At 72.2% G+C, this 24,010-nt stretch carries 21 protein-coding genes and 1 pseudogene; 10 read left to right on the top strand and 12 right to left on the bottom strand.

Annotated elements, in window-relative coordinates; translation table 11 throughout:
• Positions 1-6: 6 nt before the first annotated feature.
• From ACYF6T_RS20135 to ACYF6T_RS20120, 4 genes are all read right to left on the bottom strand, one after another.
• Positions 7-234 carry a hypothetical protein gene (locus ACYF6T_RS20135; protein WP_461698172.1) on the bottom strand — a complete coding sequence of 76 codons (228 nt, stop codon included), beginning with the start codon at positions 232-234 and terminating at the stop codon, positions 7-9.
• A 504-nt stretch (positions 235-738) separates the two neighbouring features.
• The gene (locus ACYF6T_RS20130) at positions 739-2,805 is read right to left on the bottom strand and encodes an iron ABC transporter permease (protein WP_461698171.1); all 2,067 of its coding nucleotides are present in this window, start codon (positions 2,803-2,805) and stop codon (positions 739-741) included.
• 4 nt (positions 2,806-2,809) lie between these two features.
• Positions 2,810-3,781, bottom strand: coding sequence for an ABC transporter substrate-binding protein (locus ACYF6T_RS20125; RefSeq protein ID WP_461698170.1), 972 nt, complete (start codon positions 3,779-3,781; stop codon positions 2,810-2,812).
• The gene (locus ACYF6T_RS20120; protein WP_461698169.1) at positions 3,778-4,650 is read right to left on the bottom strand and encodes an ABC transporter ATP-binding protein; all 873 of its coding nucleotides are present in this window, start codon (positions 4,648-4,650) and stop codon (positions 3,778-3,780) included. Before ACYF6T_RS20120 ends, ACYF6T_RS20125 begins: the two co-directional genes overlap by 4 nt.
• A 70-nt stretch (positions 4,651-4,720) precedes the next feature.
• Between ACYF6T_RS20120 and ACYF6T_RS20115 the strand changes: the two genes are divergently transcribed.
• Positions 4,721-5,539 carry a siderophore-interacting protein gene (locus tag ACYF6T_RS20115; RefSeq protein ID WP_461698168.1) on the top strand — a complete coding sequence of 273 codons (819 nt, stop codon included), beginning with the start codon at positions 4,721-4,723 and terminating at the stop codon, positions 5,537-5,539.
• A gap of 168 nt (positions 5,540-5,707) precedes the next feature.
• Here ACYF6T_RS20115 and ACYF6T_RS20110 read toward each other — a convergent pair whose 3' ends face one another.
• From ACYF6T_RS20110 to ACYF6T_RS20095, 4 genes are all read right to left on the bottom strand, one after another.
• A complete protein-coding gene (locus tag ACYF6T_RS20110) occupies positions 5,708-6,745 on the bottom strand; it encodes an SPFH domain-containing protein (protein ID WP_461698167.1) in 1,038 nt (345 codons plus the stop codon).
• Positions 6,746-6,797: 52 nt separating this feature from the next.
• Positions 6,798-8,129 (bottom strand): hypothetical protein, encoded by a 1,332-nt coding sequence (locus ACYF6T_RS20105; protein ID WP_461698166.1) that lies wholly within the window; start codon positions 8,127-8,129, stop codon positions 6,798-6,800.
• Between the two features lie 36 nt (positions 8,130-8,165).
• Positions 8,166-9,677, bottom strand: coding sequence for a S8 family peptidase (locus ACYF6T_RS20100; protein ID WP_461698165.1), 1,512 nt, complete (start codon positions 9,675-9,677; stop codon positions 8,166-8,168).
• 373 nt (positions 9,678-10,050) lie between these two features.
• A complete protein-coding gene (locus ACYF6T_RS20095) occupies positions 10,051-10,788 on the bottom strand; it encodes an SDR family oxidoreductase (RefSeq protein ID WP_461698164.1) in 738 nt (245 codons plus the stop codon).
• A 147-nt stretch (positions 10,789-10,935) separates the two neighbouring features.
• On the opposite strand from ACYF6T_RS20095, the gene ACYF6T_RS20090 reads away from it, so the two are divergent.
• Together ACYF6T_RS20090 and ACYF6T_RS20085 are read left to right on the top strand one after the other, a co-directional pair.
• Entirely contained in the window at positions 10,936-11,508 is a 573-nt protein-coding gene (locus ACYF6T_RS20090) for a TetR/AcrR family transcriptional regulator (protein ID WP_461698163.1), read from the top strand.
• A 130-nt stretch (positions 11,509-11,638) separates the two neighbouring features.
• The gene (locus ACYF6T_RS20085; RefSeq protein WP_461698162.1) at positions 11,639-12,472 is read left to right on the top strand and encodes a hypothetical protein; all 834 of its coding nucleotides are present in this window, start codon (positions 11,639-11,641) and stop codon (positions 12,470-12,472) included.
• 332 nt (positions 12,473-12,804) lie between these two features.
• Here ACYF6T_RS20085 and ACYF6T_RS20080 read toward each other — a convergent pair.
• The 3 genes and pseudogenes from ACYF6T_RS20080 to ACYF6T_RS20070 form a co-directional block, all read right to left on the bottom strand.
• Positions 12,805-13,287: pseudogene (locus tag ACYF6T_RS20080) on the bottom strand (hypothetical protein); the annotation flags it as partial.
• Positions 13,288-13,299: 12 nt separating this feature from the next.
• Positions 13,300-13,614 (bottom strand): RyR domain-containing protein, encoded by a 315-nt coding sequence (locus ACYF6T_RS20075; RefSeq protein ID WP_461698161.1) that lies wholly within the window; start codon positions 13,612-13,614, stop codon positions 13,300-13,302.
• The gene (locus ACYF6T_RS20070; protein ID WP_461698160.1) at positions 13,611-15,839 is read right to left on the bottom strand and encodes a TIR domain-containing protein; all 2,229 of its coding nucleotides are present in this window, start codon (positions 15,837-15,839) and stop codon (positions 13,611-13,613) included. Before ACYF6T_RS20070 ends, ACYF6T_RS20075 begins: the two co-directional genes overlap by 4 nt.
• Positions 15,840-15,990: 151 nt before the next feature.
• On the opposite strand from ACYF6T_RS20070, the gene ACYF6T_RS20065 reads away from it, so the two are divergent.
• Positions 15,991-17,112 carry a hypothetical protein gene (locus ACYF6T_RS20065; protein ID WP_461698159.1) on the top strand — a complete coding sequence of 374 codons (1,122 nt, stop codon included), beginning with the start codon at positions 15,991-15,993 and terminating at the stop codon, positions 17,110-17,112.
• Between the two features lie 323 nt (positions 17,113-17,435).
• On the opposite strand, the gene ACYF6T_RS20060 is transcribed toward ACYF6T_RS20065, so the two are convergent.
• The gene (locus tag ACYF6T_RS20060; protein WP_461698158.1) at positions 17,436-18,893 is read right to left on the bottom strand and encodes an MFS transporter; all 1,458 of its coding nucleotides are present in this window, start codon (positions 18,891-18,893) and stop codon (positions 17,436-17,438) included.
• 117 nt (positions 18,894-19,010) lie between these two features.
• On the opposite strand from ACYF6T_RS20060, the gene ACYF6T_RS20055 reads away from it, so the two are divergent.
• From ACYF6T_RS20055 to ACYF6T_RS20030, 6 genes are all read left to right on the top strand, one after another.
• Complete coding sequence (locus ACYF6T_RS20055; protein WP_461698157.1) at positions 19,011-19,577, top strand: TetR/AcrR family transcriptional regulator; 567 nt, start codon at positions 19,011-19,013, stop codon at positions 19,575-19,577.
• A gap of 173 nt (positions 19,578-19,750) precedes the next feature.
• Positions 19,751-20,455, top strand: coding sequence for a response regulator transcription factor (locus ACYF6T_RS20050; protein ID WP_461698156.1), 705 nt, complete (start codon positions 19,751-19,753; stop codon positions 20,453-20,455).
• Complete coding sequence (locus ACYF6T_RS20045; RefSeq protein WP_461698155.1) at positions 20,452-21,873, top strand: sensor histidine kinase; 1,422 nt, start codon at positions 20,452-20,454, stop codon at positions 21,871-21,873. The genes ACYF6T_RS20050 and ACYF6T_RS20045 overlap by 4 nt, the downstream gene beginning before the upstream one ends.
• Before the next feature lie 56 nt (positions 21,874-21,929).
• Entirely contained in the window at positions 21,930-22,325 is a 396-nt protein-coding gene (locus ACYF6T_RS20040; protein WP_461698154.1) for a hypothetical protein, read from the top strand.
• Positions 22,322-23,308: an FAD:protein FMN transferase gene (locus ACYF6T_RS20035; RefSeq protein ID WP_461698153.1), complete on the top strand. Its 987-nt coding sequence runs from the start codon at positions 22,322-22,324 to the stop codon at positions 23,306-23,308. Before ACYF6T_RS20040 ends, ACYF6T_RS20035 begins: the two co-directional genes overlap by 4 nt.
• Complete coding sequence (locus ACYF6T_RS20030) at positions 23,305-23,991, top strand: ferric reductase-like transmembrane domain-containing protein (protein ID WP_461698152.1); 687 nt, start codon at positions 23,305-23,307, stop codon at positions 23,989-23,991. Before ACYF6T_RS20035 ends, ACYF6T_RS20030 begins: the two co-directional genes overlap by 4 nt.
• Positions 23,992-24,010: the final 19 nt, after the last annotated feature.

The following is a 24,010-nucleotide window of genomic DNA, read 5'->3' as shown; positions in this document are numbered from 1 at the left end:
CGCGGCTCAGCGCCGCCGCAGCGCCCGGTCGACCAAGTCGTAGGCCATGCCGGCGACGTCCAGTACGACGACCGCCCACAAACCGGCGGTGTTGTGCGCGAAACGACCGTCGGCGATGGCGAGGACGAGACCGCTGGTGCTGATCACCGACACCGCCCGTGCCGCCCGCGGCAGCGTGAACGTCACGGCGCGGCCGGTGCCGTCCGGCATCCGGGATATGTCATCGTGGGCCATGGATGCTCCTCCTGCGGAGTTCCGGTCCGTCCGCCGCTTCCTGCGACCGTCACATCCGGAGAGTGGCGGGCGGACCTCTGTTACCCGGTAATCCGCACCCAGGGCGGGACACGACGTGCGCGCGGCCGACTCGGCCCCGACCGCGTTGACCGACCTGACGCCCCTCCTGTGGACCGCGTCGCCCGGCGTGATGTCCCCACGGAGACCGGACTTCACGGAGCCCGCCTATGGCCGCGTCTTCACGCCGACATGCTGACCGGGCCGCGCCGTACCGAGTTGCTGGACCGGAGGGGCCACACGTCCGCGCGTGCAACGGGGAGAGCACGTCGGCGCCTTACCCGTCGACCGAGTCAGCGTCCCTGCCCCAGGCCATCCGATCGCCGATGACGTGCGAAGGCGCGGCTTGTGATGCGGCGGCGAGGCGCAGGCGAGGCGATCAGTCGGAAGGCGAGTCCGATACGACGACCGCAGTGTCGCTGGGCCCGGTCCTGACCGGCACGGTTGTCAGCGGCGGGTGCGGAGGAGGAGGTGGAGGAAGTAGGGCGTGCCGATCACGGCCGTCATCAGTCCGGCGCCGAGCTGGGCGGGTGCGATCACGGTGCGGCCGAGGAGGTCGGCGGTGCCGACGAGCGCCGCGCCCAGCAGCAGGGCCACCGGGACGACCCGTGCGTGGCGGCGACCAACCAGGGCGCGTGCCGCGTGCGGGGCGACCAGGCCGACGAAGCCGATGGTGCCCGCCGCGGCGACCGCAGTGGCGCTCAGCAGGACGGCGACGGCCAGGAAGCCCAGCCGGGCCGGTGCCAGGCGCAGACCGAGCAGCGCGGGTGTGTCGTCGTCGAGGGAGACCAGGTCGAGTTCGGTGCGTCGTACGACGGCCAGGGCGATGCCCAGGGCGAGGGCGGTCGCGACGGGCAGGGCGTCCGGCAGCGTGCGTCCGTAGGTGGACCCGGACAGCCAGGTGAGGGCCTTCGTCGCGTTGAACGGGTCCGTCAGCACGATGAACAGGCTGGTGAGGGCGCTCGTCGCGGCGGACACGCCGACGCCCACGAGGACCAGCCGGTGCTGCCCGAACCCGCCCCGCGCGGCGAGGCCGAACACGACGACCGCGGTGAGCGCGGCGCCCGCGAAGGCGGCGCCGGCCACGCTCCAGGAACCGGCGGACGAGACGGTCGTGACGAGCAGGACCGCGCCGAGAGCCGCTCCGCCGGAGACGCCCAGGACGCCCGGTTCGGCGAGCGGGTTGCGGGTGACGGCCTGGACCAGGGTGCCGGACAGGGCCAGCGCGGCCCCCGCGAGGAGCGCGGCGGCAACCCTGGGGACGCGGGTGTCGAGGACGAAGGAGACGGACTGCACGGCCGTGCCCCGCGCCCAGTTCGCCACGTCCCCCAGCAGCAGCTTGGTGTCGCCCAGGAGCACCCCGGAGATGATCACCGCGCCCAGGAGGCAGGTGAGCACGGCCACCGTCGTAAGGAACACCGCCCGGGTCGGGATGCGCAGCCGTTCCGGGGCGCTCGCCGCCGCCGAGTCACGCACCCGCAGTGCCATGACGACGAGGAAGACCGCACCGACGATGCTGGTGACGACGCCGGTGGGCACGGCGACGGCCGATTCGGGCGGGACCGTCGCGCGCAGCAGGACGTCCGCGCCGAGCACCAGACCGGCGCCGACCAGTGCGCTCACGGGCAGGCTCGCCCGCAGCCGCACGAAGAGCCGGACACGGCGGGCCAGCGGCCGGACGAGCGCGGGGGCGCACAGGCCGACGAAGCCGATGGGCCCGGCGAGGGTGACCGCCGCGGCGGCGAGCAGGGAGGCCAGTACCACGACCGTGATCCGGGTGGCGCGCACCGGGACGCCCAGTCCGCACGCGGCGTCGTCCCCGAGGGCGAGGGCGTCCACGCGGCGGGCGGTCAGGAGCAGTCCGGCGAGGGCGACGGTGACGACGGGCGCCATCTGTACGACGCCGTCGAAGCCGTTCTGGCTGATGCTGCCCTGGCTCCACTGGTAGAGCCCGTTCGTCCGCTCGGGAAAGAGCAGAAGCAGCCCCTGGGTGACGGAGGTCAGGCCGAGCGTGAGGGCGCTGCCGGCGAGGACGAGGCGGACGGTGCCGGTGCCCAGGCCGGACAGGGACAGCACGATGGCCGCGGCCGCGAGGGCGCCGAGGAAGGCGACGCCGGAGGAGGCGAGCAGCGGCAGCGAGACGCCCGTGACACCGAGCAGGCCCAGGGCCAGATAGGAACCGGCGTTGACGGCCAGGGTGTCGGGGGCGGCGAGCACGTTGCGGCTGACGGCCTGCAGGGCCGCGCCGGCGATGCCGAGCGCGGCGCCGACCAGCAGGCCGGCCGTCATGCGGGGCAGGCGTGAGGCGATCACGACGGAGGCGTCGCCGGCCTCCGCACGGCCGGTGAGGGCCTGCCAGACCTGGGCGGCGTCGACGGACGCGGTCCCTTGGGTGATGTCGACGACCGCGAGGGAGGCGACCAGGAGCACGAGCACGGCCGTCACCGCGACCGCGCCCGTCCTGGTGGCGGCGGCCGGCGAGTCGGTGGCGGGGGCTGGCGCGGTGACGGCCATGGCGCTACTTCGTCAGGGCGTCGACGACGGCGTCGATGTACGCCTCCATCGACCGGGGGCCGCCAAACATCCAGATGCCGTCGGGCAGTCGGTGGACGTTGCCCTTCTTCACGAACGGCAGCCCCTTCCAGACCGCGTTCTTCGCGAGGTCCTTCGCGAAGGGGTCGGACTCACTGGTGTTGCCGATGTAGGCGAACTGCACGTCGCCGAGACCGGACAGGCCTTCGACGTCGGTGGTGGCCAGGCCGTAGTCGGCGTCACCCTTGACCGTCCAGGCGTTCTTCAGCCCGATCGCCGCGTTGACGGCACCGACCAGGGAGCCGCTGGTGTAGGGGCGGATGGAGACCTGGTTGGAGGCGACGTAGCCATCGGCGAAGGCGAACTCCTGTCCGTCGAGCCCGGCGTCGGCGAGTGCCTTCTTGCCCTCGGCGACCTTGGCGTCGAAGGACTTCTCCGCCTTCTGGGCCTCGGCCGTGGTGCCGGTGGCCTGGGCGATGAGGTCCAGGTTCTTCTCCATCTGCCCGATCTGGTCGGAGGCGTCGGCGGAACGGACCTGGAGGACGGGAGCGATGGTGCGCAGCTGCTTGACGGCGGAGGCCGGCAGGTCGGTGGTGGCGACGATGAGGTCCGGGGAGAGGGAGGCGATGGTGTCCATGCTGGGCTCGCCGCGGGTGCCGATGTCCTTGGGCGTGCCGGTCAGCGGGGCGGCGGTGTCCCAGGTCTTGTATCCCTTGACGTCGGCGACGCCGACCGGGTCGACCCCGAGGGTGAGAAGGCTCTCGACGACGTTCCATTCGGTGCCGACGACCGTCTCGGCGGGCCCGTCGAGGGTGACCTTCGCGCCGCTGGCGTCGGTGAGGGTGATGCGCTTGGCGCTCGGCGTGGAGGTGTCGGCGGCGGGCTCGGTCGTGCCGCAGCCGGCCAGGGTCACGGCGGCGGACACGGTCGCGGCGAGGGTGATCAGGGAGCGTCTCATGAGGTGGTGCTGAGCCTTTCGGTGCGTGCGTGGTGACGGCCGATCGCACGCGTGCGCAGGCGGCCGGTGAGGGGGTCGGTGTCGACGTCGATGCGGATGCCGTAGGCGGCGGTGAGGCGTTCGGCGGTCAGTACGTCCGCGGGCAGTCCGTCGGCGACGACGCGGCCGGCGTGCAGCAGGGCGATCCGGTCGGCGACGGCGGCGGCCTGGTCGAGGTCGTGCAGGACGACGCCGACGGCGATGCCGTGGTCGTCCGCCAAGTCCCTTATCAGATCGAGTAGTTCGACCTGGTAGCGGAGGTCGAGGTAGGTCGTGGGTTCGTCGAGCAGAAGCACTCCGGTGTCCTGGGCGAGGCAGCCGGCGAGCCACACGCGCTGGAGCTGGCCGCCCGAGAGGTGTTCCGCTCCGCGCTCGGCGAGAGCTTCGAGGTCGGTCAGGGCCAGGGCCCGTCGTACGGCCGCCGCGCCGTCGGCGTCCGTACGGCCGAAGCGCCCGCGGTAGGGGAAGCGGCCGAACTCGACGATGTCCCGCACGGTCAGGCCGCTCGGGGTGGGGCGCCCCTGCGTCAGCAGCGCCACCCGGCGTGAGAACTCCCGGGCCGTCAGGGCGAGTCCGTCGGTGGCGGCGGCTTTCTCGTCGCCGAGGGTGAGGGTGGCGGTGCGGGCGCGCTGCAAGCGGGCCAGGGTGCGCAGCAGCGTCGACTTGCCGCTGCCGTTGGGCCCGACGAGCGCGGTCACCTGTCCGGGCCGGAGCGTGAGGGCCGCGTCGTGCACGACGTCCGTTCCGTCGTACGACACGGTCACGCCCCGGGCGGTCAGGGCGTGGCCACGGGAGCGGGAGGGCTCGGTTGTCTCTTCACCAGAACTCACGAGATTAGGTTAGCCTAACCTAATCACCTCCAACGCCTGGGGGTCTGACCGAAGTGAGGAACCTTCCCGCATGGCGAAGATCCACCGGCTGATGCCGCGCACCCCGAGGATGTTCCGGGCCGAGGTCGTACGGACCGAGCGAACCTCCCCGTCCATCCACCGCGTCACCGTCACGGGCGACGAACTCGCGGAGTTCGCATGGATGGGCTACGACCACTGGTTCCGGCTCTTCCTCCAACTGCCGCACCAACACGTCCTGCGGCTACCGCAGTTCACCGCAACGCGGTGGTGGCAGCCCTATCTGGCCATCCCCGAGCGGGATCGCCCGCACTGCGCGAACTACACGGTGGCCGACTTCCGCCCGGAAGCGGCCGAGATGGACATCGACTTCGTCGTGCACCACGGCCCTTCGGGCGAACCGCAGGGCGGGGCCGCCATCTGGGCCTGCGCCGCCCGGCCCGGCGACGCGCTCGCCCTGCTGGACCAAGGGGTGCTGTTCGACTGCCCGGCGGACGCCACCGAGGTCCTCGTCGTCGCCGACGAGACCGGACTGCCCGCCACCACGAACATCCTGCGCTCCCTGCCGCGCGACACCGTCGGCCGCCTCATCCAGGAGGTGCCCACAGCCGGCGACCGGCGCACGCTGGACGCACCGGCCGGAATGTCCGTCACCTGGATCGTCCGCGAGGACAGCACCTCCGTACCCGGCACCGGCGCCCTCGGCGAACTGCTGCGTCACACCACCGTGGACGAGGCCGGCTACGCCTTCGTCGTCGGCGAGTCGACGCTCGCCACGGAAGGGCGCCGACATCTGCGCCGGCTGGGCCTGCCGAAGGAGCGCATCTTCTTCTCGGGCTTCTGGCGGCACGAGACGTCCCAGGCCGCCTGACGGCACCGACCGGCCGCGGCACCCCAACGGCGCCTACACGTACGGAGGTTGGGCGGGCGCCGATGGCCGGGCACCTCGTAGGGCCGCCCGGCCCTCGACAGGCGCACGCGGCCGGACGCGCCTCGCACGCCCCGCAGGGTCGTTGCCGAGACAGCCCGGCATCACTGCTCAATCCTCCCCGCTCCGCTCGGGCGGCTCCGCATCATCCTCGCGCCGTTGCTCCAGCGGACGCTGCCCGGCGGGGGTCTGGTCGAAGATCTTGCGGACCTCCTCCATGATCGGCAGCCCGTACGAGGCAAGCCCCTTGATGAGCGCCGGCAGGCCCTCCTTGTCGGAACCGCCGATGTAAGTGCGCAACTCGGGCAGAAGCTTGCCCTGCGCCTCCAGGACCTGCGGCAGCTTCTTCAGGAGCTCGGCTCGCAGGATGATCTGCTCGTACTCGCTGCGCACCGCGTACTCCTGCTGCAGCTGCTCGGCGGCGAGCCGCGCCTGCGCCGACTGGTGCTCCCGGTCGGCCTCGCGCTGGTGACGGTCCACGTCGACCCGCTCGATCGAGGTCTGGATGCGCTGGCGCTCCTCGTACCGCCACTGATCCGCGCGGGCCTTCGCCTCGCGCTTCTCGCGCTCCACCTGGGCCGCGTGCAGCAGGTCCTGCTGGTGGATGTCGAGGCGGGTGGTCTCGATCTGCTGCCGCAGCGTCAACTGCCGGGCGCGGGCGCTCTCGTAGCCGTCCGGGAGGACGATGTCCACGCCCAGGGACACCAGGCGCAGCCCCACACAGGCGAAGTCGGCGGCGATCAGCCCGCCCGCCCGCTCGGTGATCAGGGCCGAGCCCAGCTCGGCCTGCTCGGTTGACAACGTCTCCAGCACGGCCTGCAGTTGCCGGGTGAGGACCGCTTCGACCTGCGGCGTCAGGGTGTCGCCGTCCTCGCCGAAGTTGCGGAAGAACTCCAGCACGTCCTGACCGTTGCGCCCCACCTGGAAGGTGAGCCGGGCCATGACACGCAGCACGGCCCTGTCCTGCGTACGGCATTGCACCTCGCACTCGGCGGAGCGCATGCCCAGCGAGACCAGATGCAGCCGCTCACCGGGCAGGACCATCACCCGGCCTCCCAGGACGGCCCGATCGGGGCGGCCGCCCCAGCGCCCGCTGACCACGCCCGCCTCCCCCGACCCCAACGCTTGCGACAAACCGGCCAAGACCACCGACCCCCCGGTGAGTAGAAGTTGACGAAGAGCGGGACGGCGCACTGCCGTGTCATGCCGTCACCGCGCTCAGGACGGCGTGGGCCACCTCGTGTCCCGACACGTCGTGGTGACCGCGGACGTACGCGTCGGCGCGCAGGTTGTGCACTCGGCCCGGCCGCCAGGCGTACGGCTCGCCCACCCCCAGCAGCGTGAGGTCGTCGGCCTCCGGCGTGCGCCGCGCGCCGTTGTGCCCGAGGGCTCCGTAGGTGCTCTCGGGTCCGGTGAAGCCGACACCGACGTGCCCCAGCAGGAGGGAGGCCACCGCGTACGGGTAGCCGACGGCTCGGTCGTTGGCCGTATGGGTGACCAGGATCGGTCCGCCCACCAGACGCCGGCCGACCAGCGCGCGAAACGCCCCGTCGGCGCTTCCGTCCCAGCGACGGGCCAGTCCGTAGTGGGAGAACGCGGCCTGGAGCAGGCACAGGGAGCGCACCTGCCCGCCGTTGGCCGTGGCCAGGGCCGTCGCGGCGGCCAGCCGTGCTCCGAAGCTGTGCCCCACGAGGTGAACGGCACAGCCGGGCACCCTGTCGTGGAGACGGGCCAGCACCGGCGCCAGCCCCCGGGCCCCGATGCGCCCGGCCCGCTCGCGCATGACGGCGTAGGTGGCGACGTCCAGCAGCCGCACGGCGGCGCGTCCGTGACGGCCGCTCACCCCGCCGCCGAGGCCGATCGTGCCGTCCGCCTCCTCGTCGGCGGCCGCGACGACGTCGCAGGACAGCCTGCGCATCACGTCCTCGGGGTCGGCTGCGGCCAGCCGTCCGTCCTCGTCGTCGGCCGCGCACGCGCCGTTCCTGGTGCCATCCGGTGCCTGCCCGCCCGGCAGCAGGCTCTGGACCCAGCGCACCAGGCGTACCCGTGCCGACGACGACCGTTCGATCGCCGAGGCCAGCGTCGTGCCGTCCGGCGCGTCCGCCCGCGCCTCTGGGCCGAGCGTCTCCATGAGCCGGTCGTATCCCGCGCGCACCTCGTCGGGACGGGCCCCTCTGCTGCGCGGCAGCCATCCCGCCGACGCCTCGGACGCGGGCTGCGTCAACGCGTCGGTCACCGGGGCGAAGCGCTGCGAGGGCCAGTGCACACCGACGAGGTGGATACGGTGCTCCCGCGCCCCGGGCACCCGGGGCAGCACGGCCCGGGCGGAGGCCGCCAGGGAGTCGTACAGCCGGTGCGCGGTGCGGGCGTCGTTGCGCCAGCCGTGTGACAGCACCACCACGTCGGTGGCCTCGCCCGCCGCCAGCCACGCGGCCAGGCCGTCGACGCCGAGACCGGTGGCGTCCGGCACCAGGGTTCCGGCGGCGTCGAACCGTAGCGCCGTATAGGGAAAACCGCCCAGTGCGCCCGTCATCCACCCCACTCCCCCGCATTCGGGCATCGCTTACGCTCATACGGACTGCAGCGCCCGCATCAGGTCGACCAGGCCGTGCCCCTGGAACTCCGGCAGCCGGCCCAGGTCCACCGCCGAAGCAGTGAAGATCTCCCGCACCCGGTCGACCTGTCCGATGAACTCCCGCCGCACGGACAGGAAGGCCGCGATGGCGCCCGAGACGTGGGGCGCCGCGAAACTGGTGCCGCTGAACTCCGTGTACGCGGGGTCGTTCCAGTCCTTCTCGTCGGGCTGGGGGCGCAGACTCGCCGCGGACAGCACCCGCTCGCCCGGCGCGACGAGGTCGGGTTTGAGCCGGCCGTCGCCGGTGGGGCCCTTCGCTGAGAAGCAGGAGACACCATAGGTGTGCGGTGCCTCGCGATGCGTGGAGCCGACCGTGAGGGCGTAGCGCGCGTTCCCCGGATCCGTGATCGTCAGCTGCGCTCCGAAGGCACCCTGTGTGCCAGCCACACCACCACCGACCGAGTTCAGCCTGACCAGGCCCGTGTTGCCGGCCGCGGCCACCACGACGACGCCGGAGCGGGTGAGCCGGTCCACCTCGGTGCACAGGGGCGAGTAGCTGCCGACGAACCAGTCCGGGTCGATGGGGTAGCCGAGGCTCAGATTGACGCCGTGGATACGGAGGTTGCGGCCCTGGTCGTTGACGCGCTGGATGTGTGCCAACGCGGCCAGGACCGTGCTGACACTGCTCGGGGTGCGAGGACTGAAGACCTTGTAGGAGACCAGCTTGCACTGCGGCGCGACGCCGCTGATGTGCTCCAGCGTCTCCGCCTTCGGGTCGATGCCGCGGTCGCCGTCGAGCAGGGTGCGCCGGATGCGCAGCGGACCGCCCTGTCCGCCGCGTGCCTCGCCTCCGATGATGCCGGCCACCGGCGTGCCGTGCCCGACCCCCACGTCGTCGGTGAGCGGGGAACGCTCGCCCGTGAAGTCGACGTGCTCCACGTGCGGCGGCAGGTCGAGGTTGCCCCACGTGCGGAAGTGGGGATGCCTGTGGTCGATACCGGAGTCGACGACCGCCCAGGTGATCCCCGCACCGGCCGCCGCGAAGGCCGCCCGGGCGGCATCGGCCTTGATCGTCGCCAGGGACCGGTCGAGCAACGGATGGACCTCGAAGTCGGGCCACACTCTGCGGATCGCACGCAGGCTCCAGTCGTCACGCTCCGCCTGCTCCAGATCCCGGCGCACGACCCACAGCAGCGCCGTCGGCGACAGCAGAGCGGCCACGTACGGCCCGCCCAGGTCGTGCGGTGTACGGGGCTGTGCCTCGGGATCGAGCCTGCCGAACTCGATGGCGGCCTGACCGAGCAGTACGCCGACCTCGGATGCCGCACCGGTCAGTCCGCGTGGGTAGTCAGGGTTGAGATCGAAGATCACTCTCAGGACGGACTCGCCCGCGTCCATACGCTCGTACAGCGCGGGAGAGATGACCGAGCGGTCGGCCCGCAGCCCGCCCGGACCGCCTCCGGCGGCTTCTTTGCGTTCTCCCGGGCCGAATTCGGCGTGCGTCACCAGTCGCTCCCCCCGCGCACGGACAATGAACCGTCTCCGTCGGGGCCACCGACGCGCCATTCCCCGGAGACGTCCCTGCACGCTAGGCGAGGCGGAAAGTGGCGAGCAGCGGAACGGCGCAGTACGCAGCCGCCGCGGTGCGGCGCACGGACGCATTCAGGGGGCGTGCGCCAGACCCCCACACGCCGAACGGCGCCCCCGGCGGCACTGACGCGCAGGGTGCAGCCCTGGCCGTGCCGTACGGTGCCGCCCTGTCGAACGCGGTGCGCTCGGCGGGCTCAGGGTCGGCGGTGCGCAGTCCGTCGTAGGTCCAGCTCGTGTGGAGTTCGCCGGCGGCGAGGAACTGCACCATGAACTCGCCGGCTCGCCGCTCTCAGGCTTGCACGGTCGGGCGGACGACGATCTCGCTGACGTCGACGCCGTCGGGTTGTTCGATGGCGTAGCCGATGGCGGAGGCAACCGCCGAGGGCGGCATGGCGATCTCGTCGCGCTGCCGGGTCATCGCGGCCGCGATCTCAGGGCCGGCTCCCTTGCCGATGCCTTCGGTATGGGTGAAGCCGGGTGAGACGAGGGTGACGCGCAGGTCCGGTCCCGACTCCTGGCGCAGTCCTTCGGTCAGCACCTTCACCGCCGTCTTGGTGGCCGCGTAGACCCCCTGAGGGGTCTTGACGACGTAGGCCGCGGTGGAGCCGACGTTGACGAACTGGCCGAAGCGCTGCCGGCGGAAGACGGGCAGAGCGGCCCCGATGCCGTTGAGCAGGCCGGTGATGTGGGTGGAGACCATGGCGTCCCAGTCATCCTGGCGCAGGTCGTCGAACGGCGAGACGGCCATCGTGCCTGCGTTGGAGACGAGGACGTCGAGCCGACCGAACTGGCTGAGGGCCGTATCCGTCAGGCGCTGGAGATCTCCGCGGCGCCTGACGTCGACGATGACGCCGGTGGCGGTGCCGCCCTTCGCCGTGATGCCGTCCACGACGGCGTTCAGTCGGTCCTCGCGCCGGGCTCCGAGCACGAGCTGGGCGCCCTTTTCGGCGAGGTAGGCCGCGGTCGCCTCGCCGATGCCGCTGCTGGCACCTGTGATCGCGATGACTTTGCCCTGGATACCCGACATGATCGGCTTCCTTTCTTGGAGGGCGCGCAGGTCCGTGCAGTGACCTAGAGTGAAAAACCGGAGGCGCCCCCAGTTACGCTCACCCTAAGTGGGGGCGCCTCCAGTTAGCAAGTTCGGTGGGCTTCGAAGAGGGGACGGCGAGCACGGATGACCGATGGAACGCTTCGGCCGCTGCGGGCTGACGCACGGCGGAACAGGGAGAAGATCCTCACGGCCGCTGTACGCGTCTTCACGACGGAGGGGCTGGACGCGCACCTGGAACGCATCGCCAAGGAGGCAGGCGTGGGCAGTGCGACCCTGTACCGCAACTTCCCCACCCGCGAGGCCCTGATCGAGGCGGTCTACCGCAACGAGGTGGCCCGCCTGTGCGATGCCGCCCCCGCTCTCCTCGCGCAGAAGCCGCCGGCACAGGCCCTGCGCGCGTGGACACGCCTCTTCCTGGACTACGTCACCGCCAAGCACGGCATGATCGACGCCCTGCGCGCCATCGCCGCGACGGGAAGCAACCCTTATGGTCACAGCCGGGAAATGATCCAGGCCGCCATCACCTCACTCATGGACGCCTGCACCGCCGCCGGGGCGATCCGCACGGATATCCAGCCCACCGACATCGGCGCCGCCCTGGAAGGCATCGCCCTCACCTCCGCGGGCGCCGAACACCGACAGCAAGCCGAGCGCCTGCTCGACCTCACCCTGGACGGCCTCACGGTCCGCCCGTGAGGGCTCGTACGGCGGTCCGCTTCACCACCGCAGGGCTTCGGTCGGGGCACGGTCCCGCCACAACCGACCGCCGCTGAATACACCGGGGGCCTGGTCGGCTCCTTCACGCGGTTCGCTACCATCCGTGCGCATGACAAGGCGGGGGTGGCGACTTGCGGTCGTGGCGATGCTGGCAGCGATGTGTGTCTCCGGTTCAGGCCGGCCGGAGATCATCCGTACGACGTCGGACCTAGGCCCCCTCCCGGCCGACCGCTACGACTACACATCTCAGGACCACCAGCGATCGCAGCGGGCATCGGCGCTGCTGGTCCGGCAGTGCATGGCGGAGCACGGCCACCCGGACTTCCCGCTCGACCCGCGCTATCCCAGCGATCCCGTCGTCGTCACCGCGGTCGGCACCGACTACGGTGTCCTGGATCTCGCCGCCGCCCGCCGCTGGGGCTACGGCTGGGACCCGGCGAAGTTCCGGACTCCGCGACCGACGGGCCGCCGGATGACCACCGCCGAGTATGCGGACTTCCCCTCCTGCAGCGCGCAGGCGAGCCGACGGCTGATGCGCGGCATCGACGTCAAGCGCGACTGGCTGTACGGACCTGCACGGGCGACCGAGATCAACCAGGCCGTCAAGCGCGATCCGCGTCTGCGTGCAGCGTGGAAGGTGTGGTCGCGTTGCGTGGCAGCGCAAGGGTTCACCCGCTATCGCGACCCCGTGGCCGCGTACACGGACACCGCCTGGCAGCGGGGCAGTGACGGCAACACCCGGCATACGCCGCGGGAGCGGGCCACCGCCGCGGCCGACGTCATCTGCAAGCGCCGCCACCATACGGTCGAACTCTGGCACGCCGTCCGGGCACGGAAACAGGCCGCGGACATCGTCCGGCACCGTGACCGCTACGCCGCCGGGTTGCAGGCACTGCGGACGTACCGGAACAACGTCGCCCAAGTGCTGCGGAAGCTGGGGTAGGGCTCGACTGTGCCGTCTTCGCCGAGAGCTCGTCGCGTCACCTTGCGGCGTACGGCAGGTGAGGGCCGGCGGCACGCGCTGCACAACGCTTTCGACGCCTGTGGATTCACCAACCCGCGTAAGCAGAGCCGCTGTTGCGCACGTGCCTGCCTGCCGCGTTGACGAGGCTGAGCCCGGTCTTTCCGAACCCCCTCGATTCGAGGGCCCGCGTACGTCGTGGCCGAGGAGTGAATGCGTCAGAGCTTCTTGCCCGACCAGCTGTGGTCCGCCTCCGCAACGCGCCCTGAAGCCCCGCGCCCGCCGTCGGCGCCCTCGCGGTGTTCCCGGTGGGCACGTTCGGCTCCGGCGGGCCAGACCACGTCGACGGGGACGCCCGCCGCCCGGGCCTCGAGGACGGTGTCGGCGGTGCCGCCTCCTCTGCCGGTGGGCGGAGTGCCGTCCCAGACGGCGACGAGGCGGTCGGCGCGTTCCACGAGGACGCGGTTCGCCGCCTCGTACGCCTGCCGGCCGGCGGTCTCGATCGGCAGGACGACGACGTCGTGGGCGGCCTGGACCAGGTGGTCGAACACGGGCGCGTGTTCGGGCCGCACCCGGGCGCGCCGGTAGTCCCGGGAGGGGATGACGACGGCCAGCCGGCCGCCGGCGGCGAGTACGGCCTCCGCGAAGACCGAGTCGGCGCCCCGGGCGAGACAGGAGACCCCGACCAGTTCCCCGTCGGCGGCGTAACGCTGCAGCAGTTCGTCCAGGGCGGTACGCACCAAGGCGGAGGTCTTCGCCGTCAGGTCGATGTGCCCGGTCACCGCGATGGTCGTCATGGAGCGCCCCTTTCACCGGTCGGCGGGCTCCTGGAGGGTGTACCCGTGGCGGAGGATGACCTTCACCGACCCCATGGCGACCACCCGGTCCGCCTCCTGCTGCTCGTGGGTGAGCGCGGAGTACGGGACCAGCAGGGGGTGCGTCTTGCGTCGCCGGCTCAGCCGGCGCCCGTACCGCCAGCCTTCCGACAGCCGCTGCCGGGCCCAGTTGTTGTGGGCTTCCTCGGCGAGGATCTCGATCAGGGCGTGCAGGCTGTCGGGGATCTTCACGTCCACCGTGCTGGGCGGTGGGGGCGTCCACGGCTGCCGCCTGTCCCGTCGTGTCATCCGGCTCTCCTGGGCGGACTGGGCCATGCCAACCGGATCGCTTCCAGGACCAGGGTGGCGGCCACGTCGGCTGCGTAGTGCTTCCAGGCTTTCTCCTGCTCGGGTCGCGTCGAGTTGGCGGAGATGCCGTCGGTGGTGGTGCCGGCCACCGCGCACACCATCGAGAACGACACGTGTGTCCGGCCGCCCCGGCGGGTCTGGGTGACGGCGGCTGCCGCGTCCGCGCCTTCGAGTTCGACTGCGGCCAGCCCCGGCCAGGCGCCGGTCACCGGCCGCAGGGCCGGGTCCCCGCTGCCGCCGACGGTCGCGTCCCCCGAGGCGATCGGGCCGACCACGACACGCGGTGCGGTGCTGCGGGGACCGCCGGGTGGCTGCTCGTACACCTTCTCCGTCCAGTAGGTGTAGTTCAGGCGCATGCTGTCGCCGAGCGCGGCCACCCCTTCGTGCGCCAGGTGGCTGCGGTCGGGGCGGGGCAGGCAGCTGCGTTCCAGTTCGTCGTAGGTGTAGCCGTGCAACCGGTTGGAGATGACCACGTCGCCGGGCACGAGGTCGGGGGCGAGGGCGCAGCAGGCCCCGACGAAGACCACCGTCTCGGGCTGGTGCTCCTCGATCGTGGCGGCGACGGCGTTGGCGACCCCGTCGCGGCCGCCGCACGGCTGGGCCACCACCACCTCGTAGGCGCTGCTGCGGCCCACGGCCTGAACGCTGGTGCGCAGCCACGCGCAGCCGGTGCCGTGCAGTGCGGTCTCGGTGTGCGCACCGGCGGTCTCCAGATGGCGGCGCAGCGCCTCGAAGGCGTCGGGCAGGAGCGTGACGAGCGCGATGTCGCAGCGGCGTCCCGGGGCGGGCGTGCCGGCCCTGGCGCCCTGCTCGGCTGCTGTGACGCCGTGCTCCTCCAGTCGGCGGCGCTCGACGAACGCGTTGTCGACGTCACGGCTGATGACCGCGACCTGTTCGTCCTGGGAGAGGTGGCCGATGGCCCGGCCCTGGAAGCTGACCTGGCGTGCCACTCCGGGGCCGAGGAAGTACGGCAGGATCACCAACCGGCCGTCGGCGCGCAGACGTTCGGCGATCTCGTACTCCTCCCGGCAGTACTCGCTCTCCCAGTAGTGCCGGCTGATGAGCGGCAGGAACAGCCGGCACGCGGCCACGTTGGCGTACAGCTGGCTGCGCCAGTCGGCGCCGAGTTCGATGGTGTTGCGGCGCAGGTAGTGGAAGTACGACAGGTTGTGCAGTTCGAGGCTGCGGCCGACGCGCTGAGCCAGCGTGTCGTCGCCGCGGGCGTTGCTGAGGAAGATGCTGCCCTGTGCCCGGCCGAGGCTGCGGAAGTATCCGACGCCCTCCTCGTAGGTCTCGAACTCCAGCCGTGGTTGGTAGAAGCGGGCCACCAAGTCCTGGAGGCGGTCGGCGAGTTCCTGCGGATCGCTCCAGTGCACCGTGATGCGGTCCGCCGGCTCGGCCGCCCGGAGGGCGGCTCCGCTCACCAGTTTCGACGGCTGCGGCACGTACCGGCCGTCGGGCGGATCGTGGATGAGTTTGAGGGTCGGCCGGAAGCGTCCGCTCAGCTCGGGGAAGACCCAGGGCACCGCGTGCGGGGAGGCGACGTCGACGACGATGAAGTCGCATCCGTCGACGGCGAGCAGGAACTCGAAGAGGTCCTCGAATTCGAGGCTGATCGTGCGGGGGCGGTATCCGACATCCTCGACCGCACGCCGGATGAGCGGCTCGGCGGCCCGGTAGGCGGGGTCGTCGGGCAGGATCAGTCCGACCGTGCCGAGCAGTCCTTTGGCGGCGCCTCCGGCGGGACCGCTGCGGCCGGCGAGGCGGGCGATCGCGGGCTTCACCTCGGCCGCGTCGGGGAGTTTGCGGCGGTTGAACACGATGCGCTGCTCGTCGGCCACCGGGAAGAAACCGGCCGACACGCCCGTCTCCATGAACACGAGCCTGGGCTTCCGCGCCTGGAGCGCGAGATCGTGCTCGTGCACCATGAAGGGCGAGGCGCGATACCGGCGTTCCTCCTGGCGGTGCGTCACCACCCCGACGAAGCAGGCACTCTGATCCATCATCAGTTCCAGATGGGTGGGCGAGAGGGGGTTGGTCTTCGGGTCGACCGCGAAGGTGAAGCCCTCGTTCCAGAAGAGGTGCCAGAAGTGCTCGTTCAGCTCCCGGTCCTCTGCCCAGTAGCTGTGACTGAAGTAGGCCGGTATCCGGCTGACGCCTGCCATCACTTCTCCCCACCGTCGGCTCACCCATCCCCCCGCACGCCTTCGGCTACACCTCGAACGCCAAGAAATACGGCGAAACCCCGCTGAACCCGTCGAGACACATCAGCAGAACCAGTCGAGACACATCAGGGGCAACTGCCTAGACTGGCACATGACTTCGCCGCCGTCCGCGCGTCCTCTCATCGCCGTCATCGGCAGCACCGATCCCGGTCGCACCTTCTCCCACCCACTCAAGGCCGCCGATCGCGCTCCCGAGGCCTGTCGGCAACTGGGCAGAGAACTCGCCCGGGCCGGCTGCGATCTGGCCGTCTTCTCCAGCAGCCCCGAGTACATCGAGACCGATGTCGTCGCCGGGTACGCGGACGCCTGCACCGAGGCGGAGCCCGGCCGGGTGGCGGCCTTCCCGCCACGCCACAGCGACGTCGACTTCGGCCTGGCACCAGACGCCCACGCCAGCCTGGAAATCCTTCGCGACAGCAGCGGCGAGTGGGAGGTGGCCTTCTATCACACCCTGCTCAGCTGTGACGGCGTACTGCTGATGGGCGGCGGCCAGTCCACCCGGGTGGCCGGGATCATCGCACTGGCGCAGCGACTGCCGCTGGTGACGGTGGCCGCGTTCGGCGGCGGAGCCGGCCAGGTGTGGATCAACTTCGACAAGGTCCGCAACGACGCGGACGACTCCGACATCCGCCTGATGGGCGACAACTGGTCCTCGGCGTCCGCCTCCCGGTTGATCGCCTGCCTGCTCAGACAGCGGGAACGCAGACTGCGCGCCCTCGCGGAACGCGCGCGGGGCGAACGCATGGCGGCCAGGCGGTCGGCCAGGGGGCTCGCCGTGGCCGCCGTGTGCATGCTGGCCTCCCTCGCGGCCCTGGTGACGGCCCGGAATGCGCAGCAGGCAGGCGCCCTGGATCTGCTGATCCTGGTGGGCGCCCCGCTGGTGGCCTCCGCCGCGGGCGCCATCCTGCGCAACTCCTTCGAGAGCGACGTGCGTTGGGGGCGCGCGGCGGTACGGGGGCTGGGTGCCGGGCTGGTCTGCGTCCTTCTCTACGTCGCCTCCCAGCTGCTGACCGTCCCCACCCTCCTCGACCATCTGGACGTGCGACGGCTGCTGTTCTTCACCATTCCGCTCGGCTTCACCGCGGGCTTCACCTTCGACCTCGTCTTCGAGCGGCTGCGCACTGGCGCGGCGGGCCTGCCGTCCGTGCCCCCGCCGGACCCGCTGGCGCCCGGCGCCTCCCGGCCCGCGGGCAGTGACGCTCCGCGGGCCTGACTGGTACGGCCGCCCCAACTGCGCAACGCACACGTACGATTGCCACTCCACGCCTCGACGGCTCTTCCTGGCCGGCCCGACCCTCTGGCGTCGGCCGGTGCCTCGCTCCGACACCAGTCGGGTCCAGAACCACGCGGCATTCGGAGGATCGGCCGATCAACTGGCCCGACGGTTGTCACTGCGACCGGTGTCCGCACCCGGCACCTGGGTGGCGTTGAACGAACACTCGCTGCTCGGGGCCGAAGCTGGATCGCCCCTGTAATGAGCGGGCCCGGAGAGGCAGCAGCCGTTCGCGATGGCCTGCCCTTGCGCAGCGAGCCATCTCAGGACGCCTCGCTCGTCGAGGTGACCGCTTCTGCATCGCTGGATCGGTGCGGCGCCGTCGAGGCGCGCGCGGGCTTGGACCTCGTCAGCCACAGGCCGGTGAACACCGCGGCGGCCAGAGTGACGATGCCGGCAGCGGCGAAGGCGCTGCCGAGGCCGGTCTCGAACGAGGCGCCGTCGGATTGCCGGGCGCGGACGACGACTCCGAGTACCGCCACGCCGAGCACCGCGCCGATCTGCCGGGTGGTGCTGCTGATGCCGGAGGCGAGGCCGCCTTCTTGCGGGCTGACCGCTTGGATGGCGGCGCCGGTCAGCGGGGACAGGGTCAGGGCGAAGCCGATGCCGACGACTCCCAGCCGCCACCACACGTTCCCGTAACCGGTATCCGCGTGCACCATGCCCAGCCCCAGCAGCCCCCCTCCGGCCAGGGCCAGGCCGATGGTGACCACGATGCGGAAGCCGTACCGGGCGGCGAGCCGGCCCGCGAACGGGCTGACGACCACCATCGCGAGGGAGACGGGGAGCGTCTGCAGGCCGGCACGCAGGATCGAGCTGCCCTGGACGGACACGAAGAACTGGGAGAAGAAGAACGACGAGCCCATGAGCGCGAACCCCACCACGATCATGGCGGTGTTGGACACGGTGAACAGCCTCTGCCGCCACAGCCGGAGCGGCAGCATCGGTGCGCGGCGACGCGCTTCGACGACGACGAAAGCGGCGAGGAGGATCGCCGCGGCGGCGAGGCTTCCCAGGATCACCGGTGAGGTCCAGCCGCGAGCTCCGCCCTCGATCAGCCCGTAGGTCAGTGCCCCCACCGCCAGAACGGACAGCACCGTTCCCGGGACGTCGATCTCCGGGGCGCTCGGATTGCGGGACTCGTCCAGGTGACGCAGGCCGAGCAGCAGCAGGATCACGCCGATGGGCAGATTGACGAGGAAGATGGCGGGCCAGCCGAAGGCGTCTGCCAGTATCCCGCCGGCCACGGGACCGGCGGCCAGGCCGATTCCGCTGAACCCGGCCCACAGCCCGATCGCCTTGATGCGTTCCTGGGCGGCGGGGTAGGCGGCGGCGAGCAGGGCCAGCGAAGCGGGGCTCAGCGCCGATGCCCCGATGCCCTGCAGCATCCGGCCGGCGATCAGCCAGCCGACCGACGGCGCGAGGCTGCACAGCGCCGATGCGGCGGTGAACACCGCCGCGCCCGCCAGGTACACCCGCTTGCGGCCGAACCGGTCGGCGAACACGCCGCCGGACAACAGCAGCATGGCGACCAGCAGCACGTACGCGTCGACGATCCACTGCAGACCGGTCAGTTGAGTGTGCAGCCGGTCCTGCATGTCGGGCAGCGCTGCTCCAACGATCGTGTTGTCGAGCAGCACCATGAATTGGCCCAAGCAGGTCACCGTGAGCAGCACGGCCCGGTGTGATCGACCGTCTACAGCCGCAGGCGATGCAGCCATGGGGATTCCTCTCGCCTGGAGGTCCTAGGAACGCCTAACGCAGCTCTCGGCTGCGTTAGGCGACTGTAAAGAGACCCTCCACGTAAACGCAAGCCCCAACTGCGTTAAGGTGGGAGCGTGGAGGAGCGACAACGAGCCCGGAGACCCGGCGGGCGCGGCGCCCGTGTCGGCGCGGCGGTGCACCAGGCCGTCACCGACCTGATCAGCGAACGCGGCTACGGCAAGTTCACCGTCGGCGATGTCGCGGCCCGCGCCGGCGTGGCCGACAGCAGCATCTACCGCCGGTGGGGCAGCCTGGAAACCCTGCTCACCGACGTGGTGCTCACCCGCCTCAACGCACGGTCACCGATGCCCGACACCGGCAGTCTGGCCGGCGACCTGCGCGCCTACGCGGCCAACGTGGCCCGCGAGATCACCGGACCGGACGGCCTGGCCCTGCTGCGTCTGGCCGTGGCGCTGTCCAGCAACGGCCAGCAGGGCATGCAGGCACTCGACGACCTCCTCGCCGAACGCGGCCGCCAACTGCAGTCCATGCTCGACCGCGCCCGCGAACGCGGCGAGCACGCACCCGACGCGTTCGGCGTGCTGGACCACGTACTGGCTCCGATGTACATCCGAGTCCTGTTCGGCATGGGCCCGCTGACCCCGGACTACGTGGACGGGCTGGTCGACCGACTGCTGTGACCTCAGCCTGAGCTGGTCGCGAGACCCCACCGCCTGCCAACGTCAGGACGCACCGCAACCCCAACGCTCCTCTCGACGGGGGACGGTTGGCCCCTACCGTCGGCGCCGGGCGCCGACGCAGCCTGGGAGAGTCAGCGGAGCAGATCCCCTCAGCCGAGAGGGGGGCGGTACGCATGGACGCCCAGACCAAGGGGGCTGCCGGGGAGAACCGCGTGCTGGTCGTGGAGGACGATCGCGGCATCGCGGAGTCCCTGGTGCGCGGTCTGCGGCAGGCGGGATACGCGGCCGAGGACGTCCGCACCGGGCGGGCGGCCCTGACCGCGCCCACACCCGACGTCGTGCTGCTGGATCTCGGGCTGCCGGACATCGACGGTGTCGAGGTGTGCCGCAGGCTCCGCGCCCGGTCGGATGCCGCGATCATCGCGGTGACCGCGCGGGGTGAGGAGGCCGACCGGGTGGTGGCCTTGGACGAGGGCGCCGACGACTACCTGGTCAAGCCGTTCGGGCTGGCCGAGCTGCTGGCGCGGATACGGGCCGTGCTGCGTCGCCGGCGCCCGGCCGGACCGGAGATCCTGCGGCACGGGCCGCTGGCGCTGGATCTGCGGACCCGGCAGGTCTCGGTCGGCGGGCGCCAAGTGGCCCTGACGCCGAAGGAGTTCGGCATCCTGGAGTGCCTGGCAGCAGACCCGGGCCGGGTGGTGACCCGGCAGCAGATCCTGGAGCGGGCCTGGGACGCCCACTGGTACGGGCCGACGAAGGTGCTGGACGTGCACGTGGCGGCACTGCGCCGCAAGCTCGGCGTGCCGGGGTTGGTCGAGACGGTCTACGGGCAGGGGTTCCGGCTGGGAGCGGTGCAGGAGCCGCAGGAGCGGTCGTGAAGCGCCGGGTCACTTGGACGCTGCTGGCCTTGACGTCCGTGCTGCTGGTGCTGGCGGTGGTCCCGTTGGCGGTGTCGATGACGGCGCGGGAGCGCGTCGCCTACCGCGACAGCACCCGGGCGGCCACCCGTGTGATCGCCGCGGCGGCCGAGGAGCACCTCTCCGACGACAAATCGCCGACCGTCATGCGCCGGGAGCTGGACCGCGCGGCCCGGGCGGGGGACTGCGCCGCGGTGTACGACGCCCGCGGGCGCGTGGTGGCCAGTACGCCGTGTACCGCGGCCCAGGGTGAGGAGGCGCAGGAACTGGTCACGGACGTGCTGCGCGGGCAGGAGCCGGAGCCACCGGAGAACGAGGGACGGCTGCTGGCCGCGGAACCGGCCGGTGAGGTGCGCAGGCCCGCCGGAGCCGTCGTCCTGGCCCGCTCCGCCGACCCGCTCAACGCCCGTATCGCCGCCATCTGGGGCTGGTCGGCCGCCATCGGCGCCGCAGGGCTGGCCGCCTCCGCGCTGTTGTCCGTGCGGCTGGCCCGCTGGGTCTGCCGTCCGTTGTCGACGCTGGACTCCAGCGCCCGCCGACTGGGTGAGGGCGCCCTCGACGAGCGGGCCGACGTCGGGCCCGGACCACCCGAGGTGCGCCGGCTGGCCACCAGTTTCAACACCATGGCGGCCCGCACGGAAGCCCTGGTGCAGGGACACCAGGCCGTGATCGCCGACGTGTCGCATCAGCTGCGCACACCACTGGCCGCGCTGCGGCTGCGGCTTGACGTCCTGGCCGCGGGCAGCGAGGGCGACACCGCCCAGGAACTGGCCGCCGCGCAGGAGGAGATCGCCCGACTGTCCCGGCTGGTCGACGGGCTGCTGGCAGTGGCGCGTGCCGAGCAGGCGACCCCGCGCCCGACCGCGGTGCGCGTCGACGACGTGGTGGCCGAGCGGGTGGCCGCCTGGTCGCCCGTCGCCGAGGAACGTGACGTACGGCTGACCGCCGTGTCCGCGGGGCGGGCCCAGACCGTCGCGCTGGGCTCGGGTCACCTGGAGCAGATCCTCGACAACCTGATCGCCAACGCCGTGGAGGCCGTGCCCGTCGGCGGGAGCGTGACCGTCGACCGGCGTGCGGCAGGCGACCGGGTCCGCCTCTCCGTGCAGGACGACGGACCGGGGATGACGGACACGGCGAAGGCGGTCGCCTTCCGCCGGTTCGGCAACCCGCACGCCCGGGGCACGGGCCTGGGGCTGGCCATCGTGCACCGGTTGGTCACCGCCAACGGCGGCACCGCGCGCCTGGAAGACTCCCCCGGTGGCGGACTGACCGTCGTACTGGATCTGCCCCCGTGGCCACACAGCGGGCCCGAGCGAGGCGGGACGCGGAGATCTTTACCGGTTCTGAAGGACACGCATGGAAGTTCCAGGATGCCCTGAGGACAGCCTGGAGGGGACACAGCCGATCCGGGCCGCCGATCTCCAGGAGCGCTGCCATGGCCGCCGCACCCGACGACTTCCCGCCGACACCCGCCCCCGCTTTCTCCTCGCACGCACGCGACCGCGCTCTGCGCCGCAGCCGCCGCACCGCCCTGTGGATCGCGGCCACGGCCGCAGCCGGCGCGGCGGCCCTGGGCGGCGTCTACACCCATGTGCTGCCGGGCGGTTCGGCGGCCCCCGCGCCGGCGAACGCACCGGTGCACGCCCCTGCGGCGTCCACCGCCACCGCGGTGGGCCAGGACGATGAGGGACGCGCGCAGCCGAACGGGCACGACGACGGGGAGGACGACGAGGAGGGCGGCGCTGTGGTCACGCGGCCGGCTCCGCAGCCCCCGGCCCAGCCGCCCACCGCGACCCAGCAGCAGCCGCAGACCACGACGGGGGCGTCATGACGCCGCGCACCCCGGTACCCCCGTCTCAGGTCGTCTTCCCGGCCCTCGGCACAACGGCCGCGCTGCTGGTCACCGACGCGAGCGCCCTGCCGGCCGCGGAAGCGGCGCTGCGTGCCGAACTCGCCACCGTCGACCGCGCCTGCAGCCGCTTCCGGCTCGACTCCGAGCTCACGCGGGTCAATGTGAGCGCGGGCGCCACCACGACGGTCAGCGCCTACTTCGCCGAAGCCCTGCAGGCCGCGCTGCGGGCCGCCCGTCTCACCGATGGTGCCGTGGACCCGACCGTGGGCAGCGCCGTGATCGCGCTCGGCTACGACCGCACCTTCGCCTCCCTGTCGTCCGCCGGCGCCCGCCCCGTCCCCGTGGCCCGACCGGCGCCCGGCTGGCGGCAGATCGCGTTCGACCCCCGCACCCGCAGGCTGCGCCTGCCCCCGGACACCCGCCTCGACCTGGGCGCCACCGCCAAGGCCATGGCCTCCGACCGTGCGGCCCGGCAGGCCGCCGCAGTCACCGGCTGTGGTGTTCTGGTCAGCCTCGGCGGTGACCTGGCGACCGCGGGACCGGCGCCTGAGGGCGGCTGGCGGATCGCTGTCGCCGACGACCATGCCCGGCCCGTTCCCCAAGGCGGTGCCGCGGTGGCGGTGACCGCAGGGGCGCTGGCGACCTCGGGCATCCGGGTGCGCACCTGGCGGCGCGGCGGACGGGTCCTGCACCACATCGTCGACCCGGCCACCGGCGAGTGTGCCGCACCCGTGTGGCGCACGGTCACCGTCGCGGCCGCCACCTGCGTGGACGCCAATGCCATCAGCACGGCGGTGATCGTGCTCGGTGAGCGGGCCCTGAACTGGCTGCGGGACACCGCGCTGCCCGCCCGGCTGACCGGATTCGACGGCACCGTCGTCCGCGTCGGCGGCTGGCCGCCCGACTCCCACGCCCCCGCACCGGCCGGCAGCACGACCACCACCCCGGCAGGCCCGCGATGACGACGCTCGCCGTGACCGGCAGCCCCCTGTGGTACGCCAGCCGGGCGGGCGGCAGTGTCGCCCTGATCCTGCTCACCGCCACCGTGGTGCTCGGCATCGCGTCCGGTGGGCGGGCCACGCCTCGGCGGATCGGTCGCTTCGAGATCGGGCTGCTGCACCGCAACCTGTCCCTGCTCACCCTGGTGTTCCTCGCCGTGCACGTGCTGACAGCGGTGCTCGATCCATTCGTCCACCTGAGCTGGGCGGTGTCCGTGGTGCCGTTCGGGGCCTCCTACCGGCCGCTCTGGCTCGGACTGGGTACGGCCGCGCTCGACCTGTTGCTCGCGGTGCTGGTCACCAGCGTGCTGCGGCTGCGGATGGGGGTGCGCCGCTGGAAGGCCGTGCATCGGCTCGCCCACGCCGCCTGGCCTGCCGCCCTCTTCCACGGCGTCGGGACCGGCACCGACATCCGGCTCCCCCTCCAACTGTGGCTGTACGCCGCCTGCTTGGCGTCGGCGGTCGCCGCCGTGTGGTGGCGACTGGCGACGGCCGGTCCGGGACGGGTCCTCGCACGCCTGGGGGCCGCCGCGGCCGTGACGGCCGTACCCGTGGTACTGACCGCGTTCCTCGCCGCCGGGCCGCTGCAGCCGGGCTGGGCCCAGCGTGCCGCCACCACGACGATCCTCCTGGGAGGCGGACGATGAACTCCTCAGCCCCGGTACC

This window comes from Streptomyces sp. 7R007, assembly GCF_054850255.1.
This window is presented reverse-complemented; position numbering and strand designations above follow the sequence as displayed.

Coding starts and splice junctions, on each gene's coding strand:
- ACYF6T_RS20135 (WP_461698172.1), bottom strand. CDS start 234: ATGGCCCACGATGACATATCCCGGATGCCGGACGGCACCGGCCGCGCC.
- ACYF6T_RS20130 (WP_461698171.1), bottom strand. CDS start 2,805: ATGGCCGTCACCGCGCCAGCCCCCGCCACCGACTCGCCGGCCGCCGCC.
- ACYF6T_RS20125 (WP_461698170.1), bottom strand. CDS start 3,781: ATGAGACGCTCCCTGATCACCCTCGCCGCGACCGTGTCCGCCGCCGTG.
- ACYF6T_RS20115 (WP_461698168.1), top strand. CDS start 4,721: ATGGCGAAGATCCACCGGCTGATGCCGCGCACCCCGAGGATGTTCCGG.
- ACYF6T_RS20105 (WP_461698166.1), bottom strand. CDS start 8,129: ATGACGGGCGCACTGGGCGGTTTTCCCTATACGGCGCTACGGTTCGAC.
- ACYF6T_RS20095 (WP_461698164.1), bottom strand. CDS start 10,788: ATGTCGGGTATCCAGGGCAAAGTCATCGCGATCACAGGTGCCAGCAGC.
- ACYF6T_RS20090 (WP_461698163.1), top strand. CDS start 10,936: ATGACCGATGGAACGCTTCGGCCGCTGCGGGCTGACGCACGGCGGAAC.
- ACYF6T_RS20085 (WP_461698162.1), top strand. CDS start 11,639: ATGACAAGGCGGGGGTGGCGACTTGCGGTCGTGGCGATGCTGGCAGCG.
- ACYF6T_RS20075 (WP_461698161.1), bottom strand. CDS start 13,614: ATGACACGACGGGACAGGCGGCAGCCGTGGACGCCCCCACCGCCCAGC.
- ACYF6T_RS20070 (WP_461698160.1), bottom strand. CDS start 15,839: ATGGCAGGCGTCAGCCGGATACCGGCCTACTTCAGTCACAGCTACTGG.
- ACYF6T_RS20065 (WP_461698159.1), top strand. CDS start 15,991: ATGACTTCGCCGCCGTCCGCGCGTCCTCTCATCGCCGTCATCGGCAGC.
- ACYF6T_RS20060 (WP_461698158.1), bottom strand. CDS start 18,893: ATGGCTGCATCGCCTGCGGCTGTAGACGGTCGATCACACCGGGCCGTG.
- ACYF6T_RS20050 (WP_461698156.1), top strand. CDS start 19,751: ATGGACGCCCAGACCAAGGGGGCTGCCGGGGAGAACCGCGTGCTGGTC.
- ACYF6T_RS20040 (WP_461698154.1), top strand. CDS start 21,930: ATGGCCGCCGCACCCGACGACTTCCCGCCGACACCCGCCCCCGCTTTC.
- ACYF6T_RS20035 (WP_461698153.1), top strand. CDS start 22,322: ATGACGCCGCGCACCCCGGTACCCCCGTCTCAGGTCGTCTTCCCGGCC.
- ACYF6T_RS20030 (WP_461698152.1), top strand. CDS start 23,305: ATGACGACGCTCGCCGTGACCGGCAGCCCCCTGTGGTACGCCAGCCGG.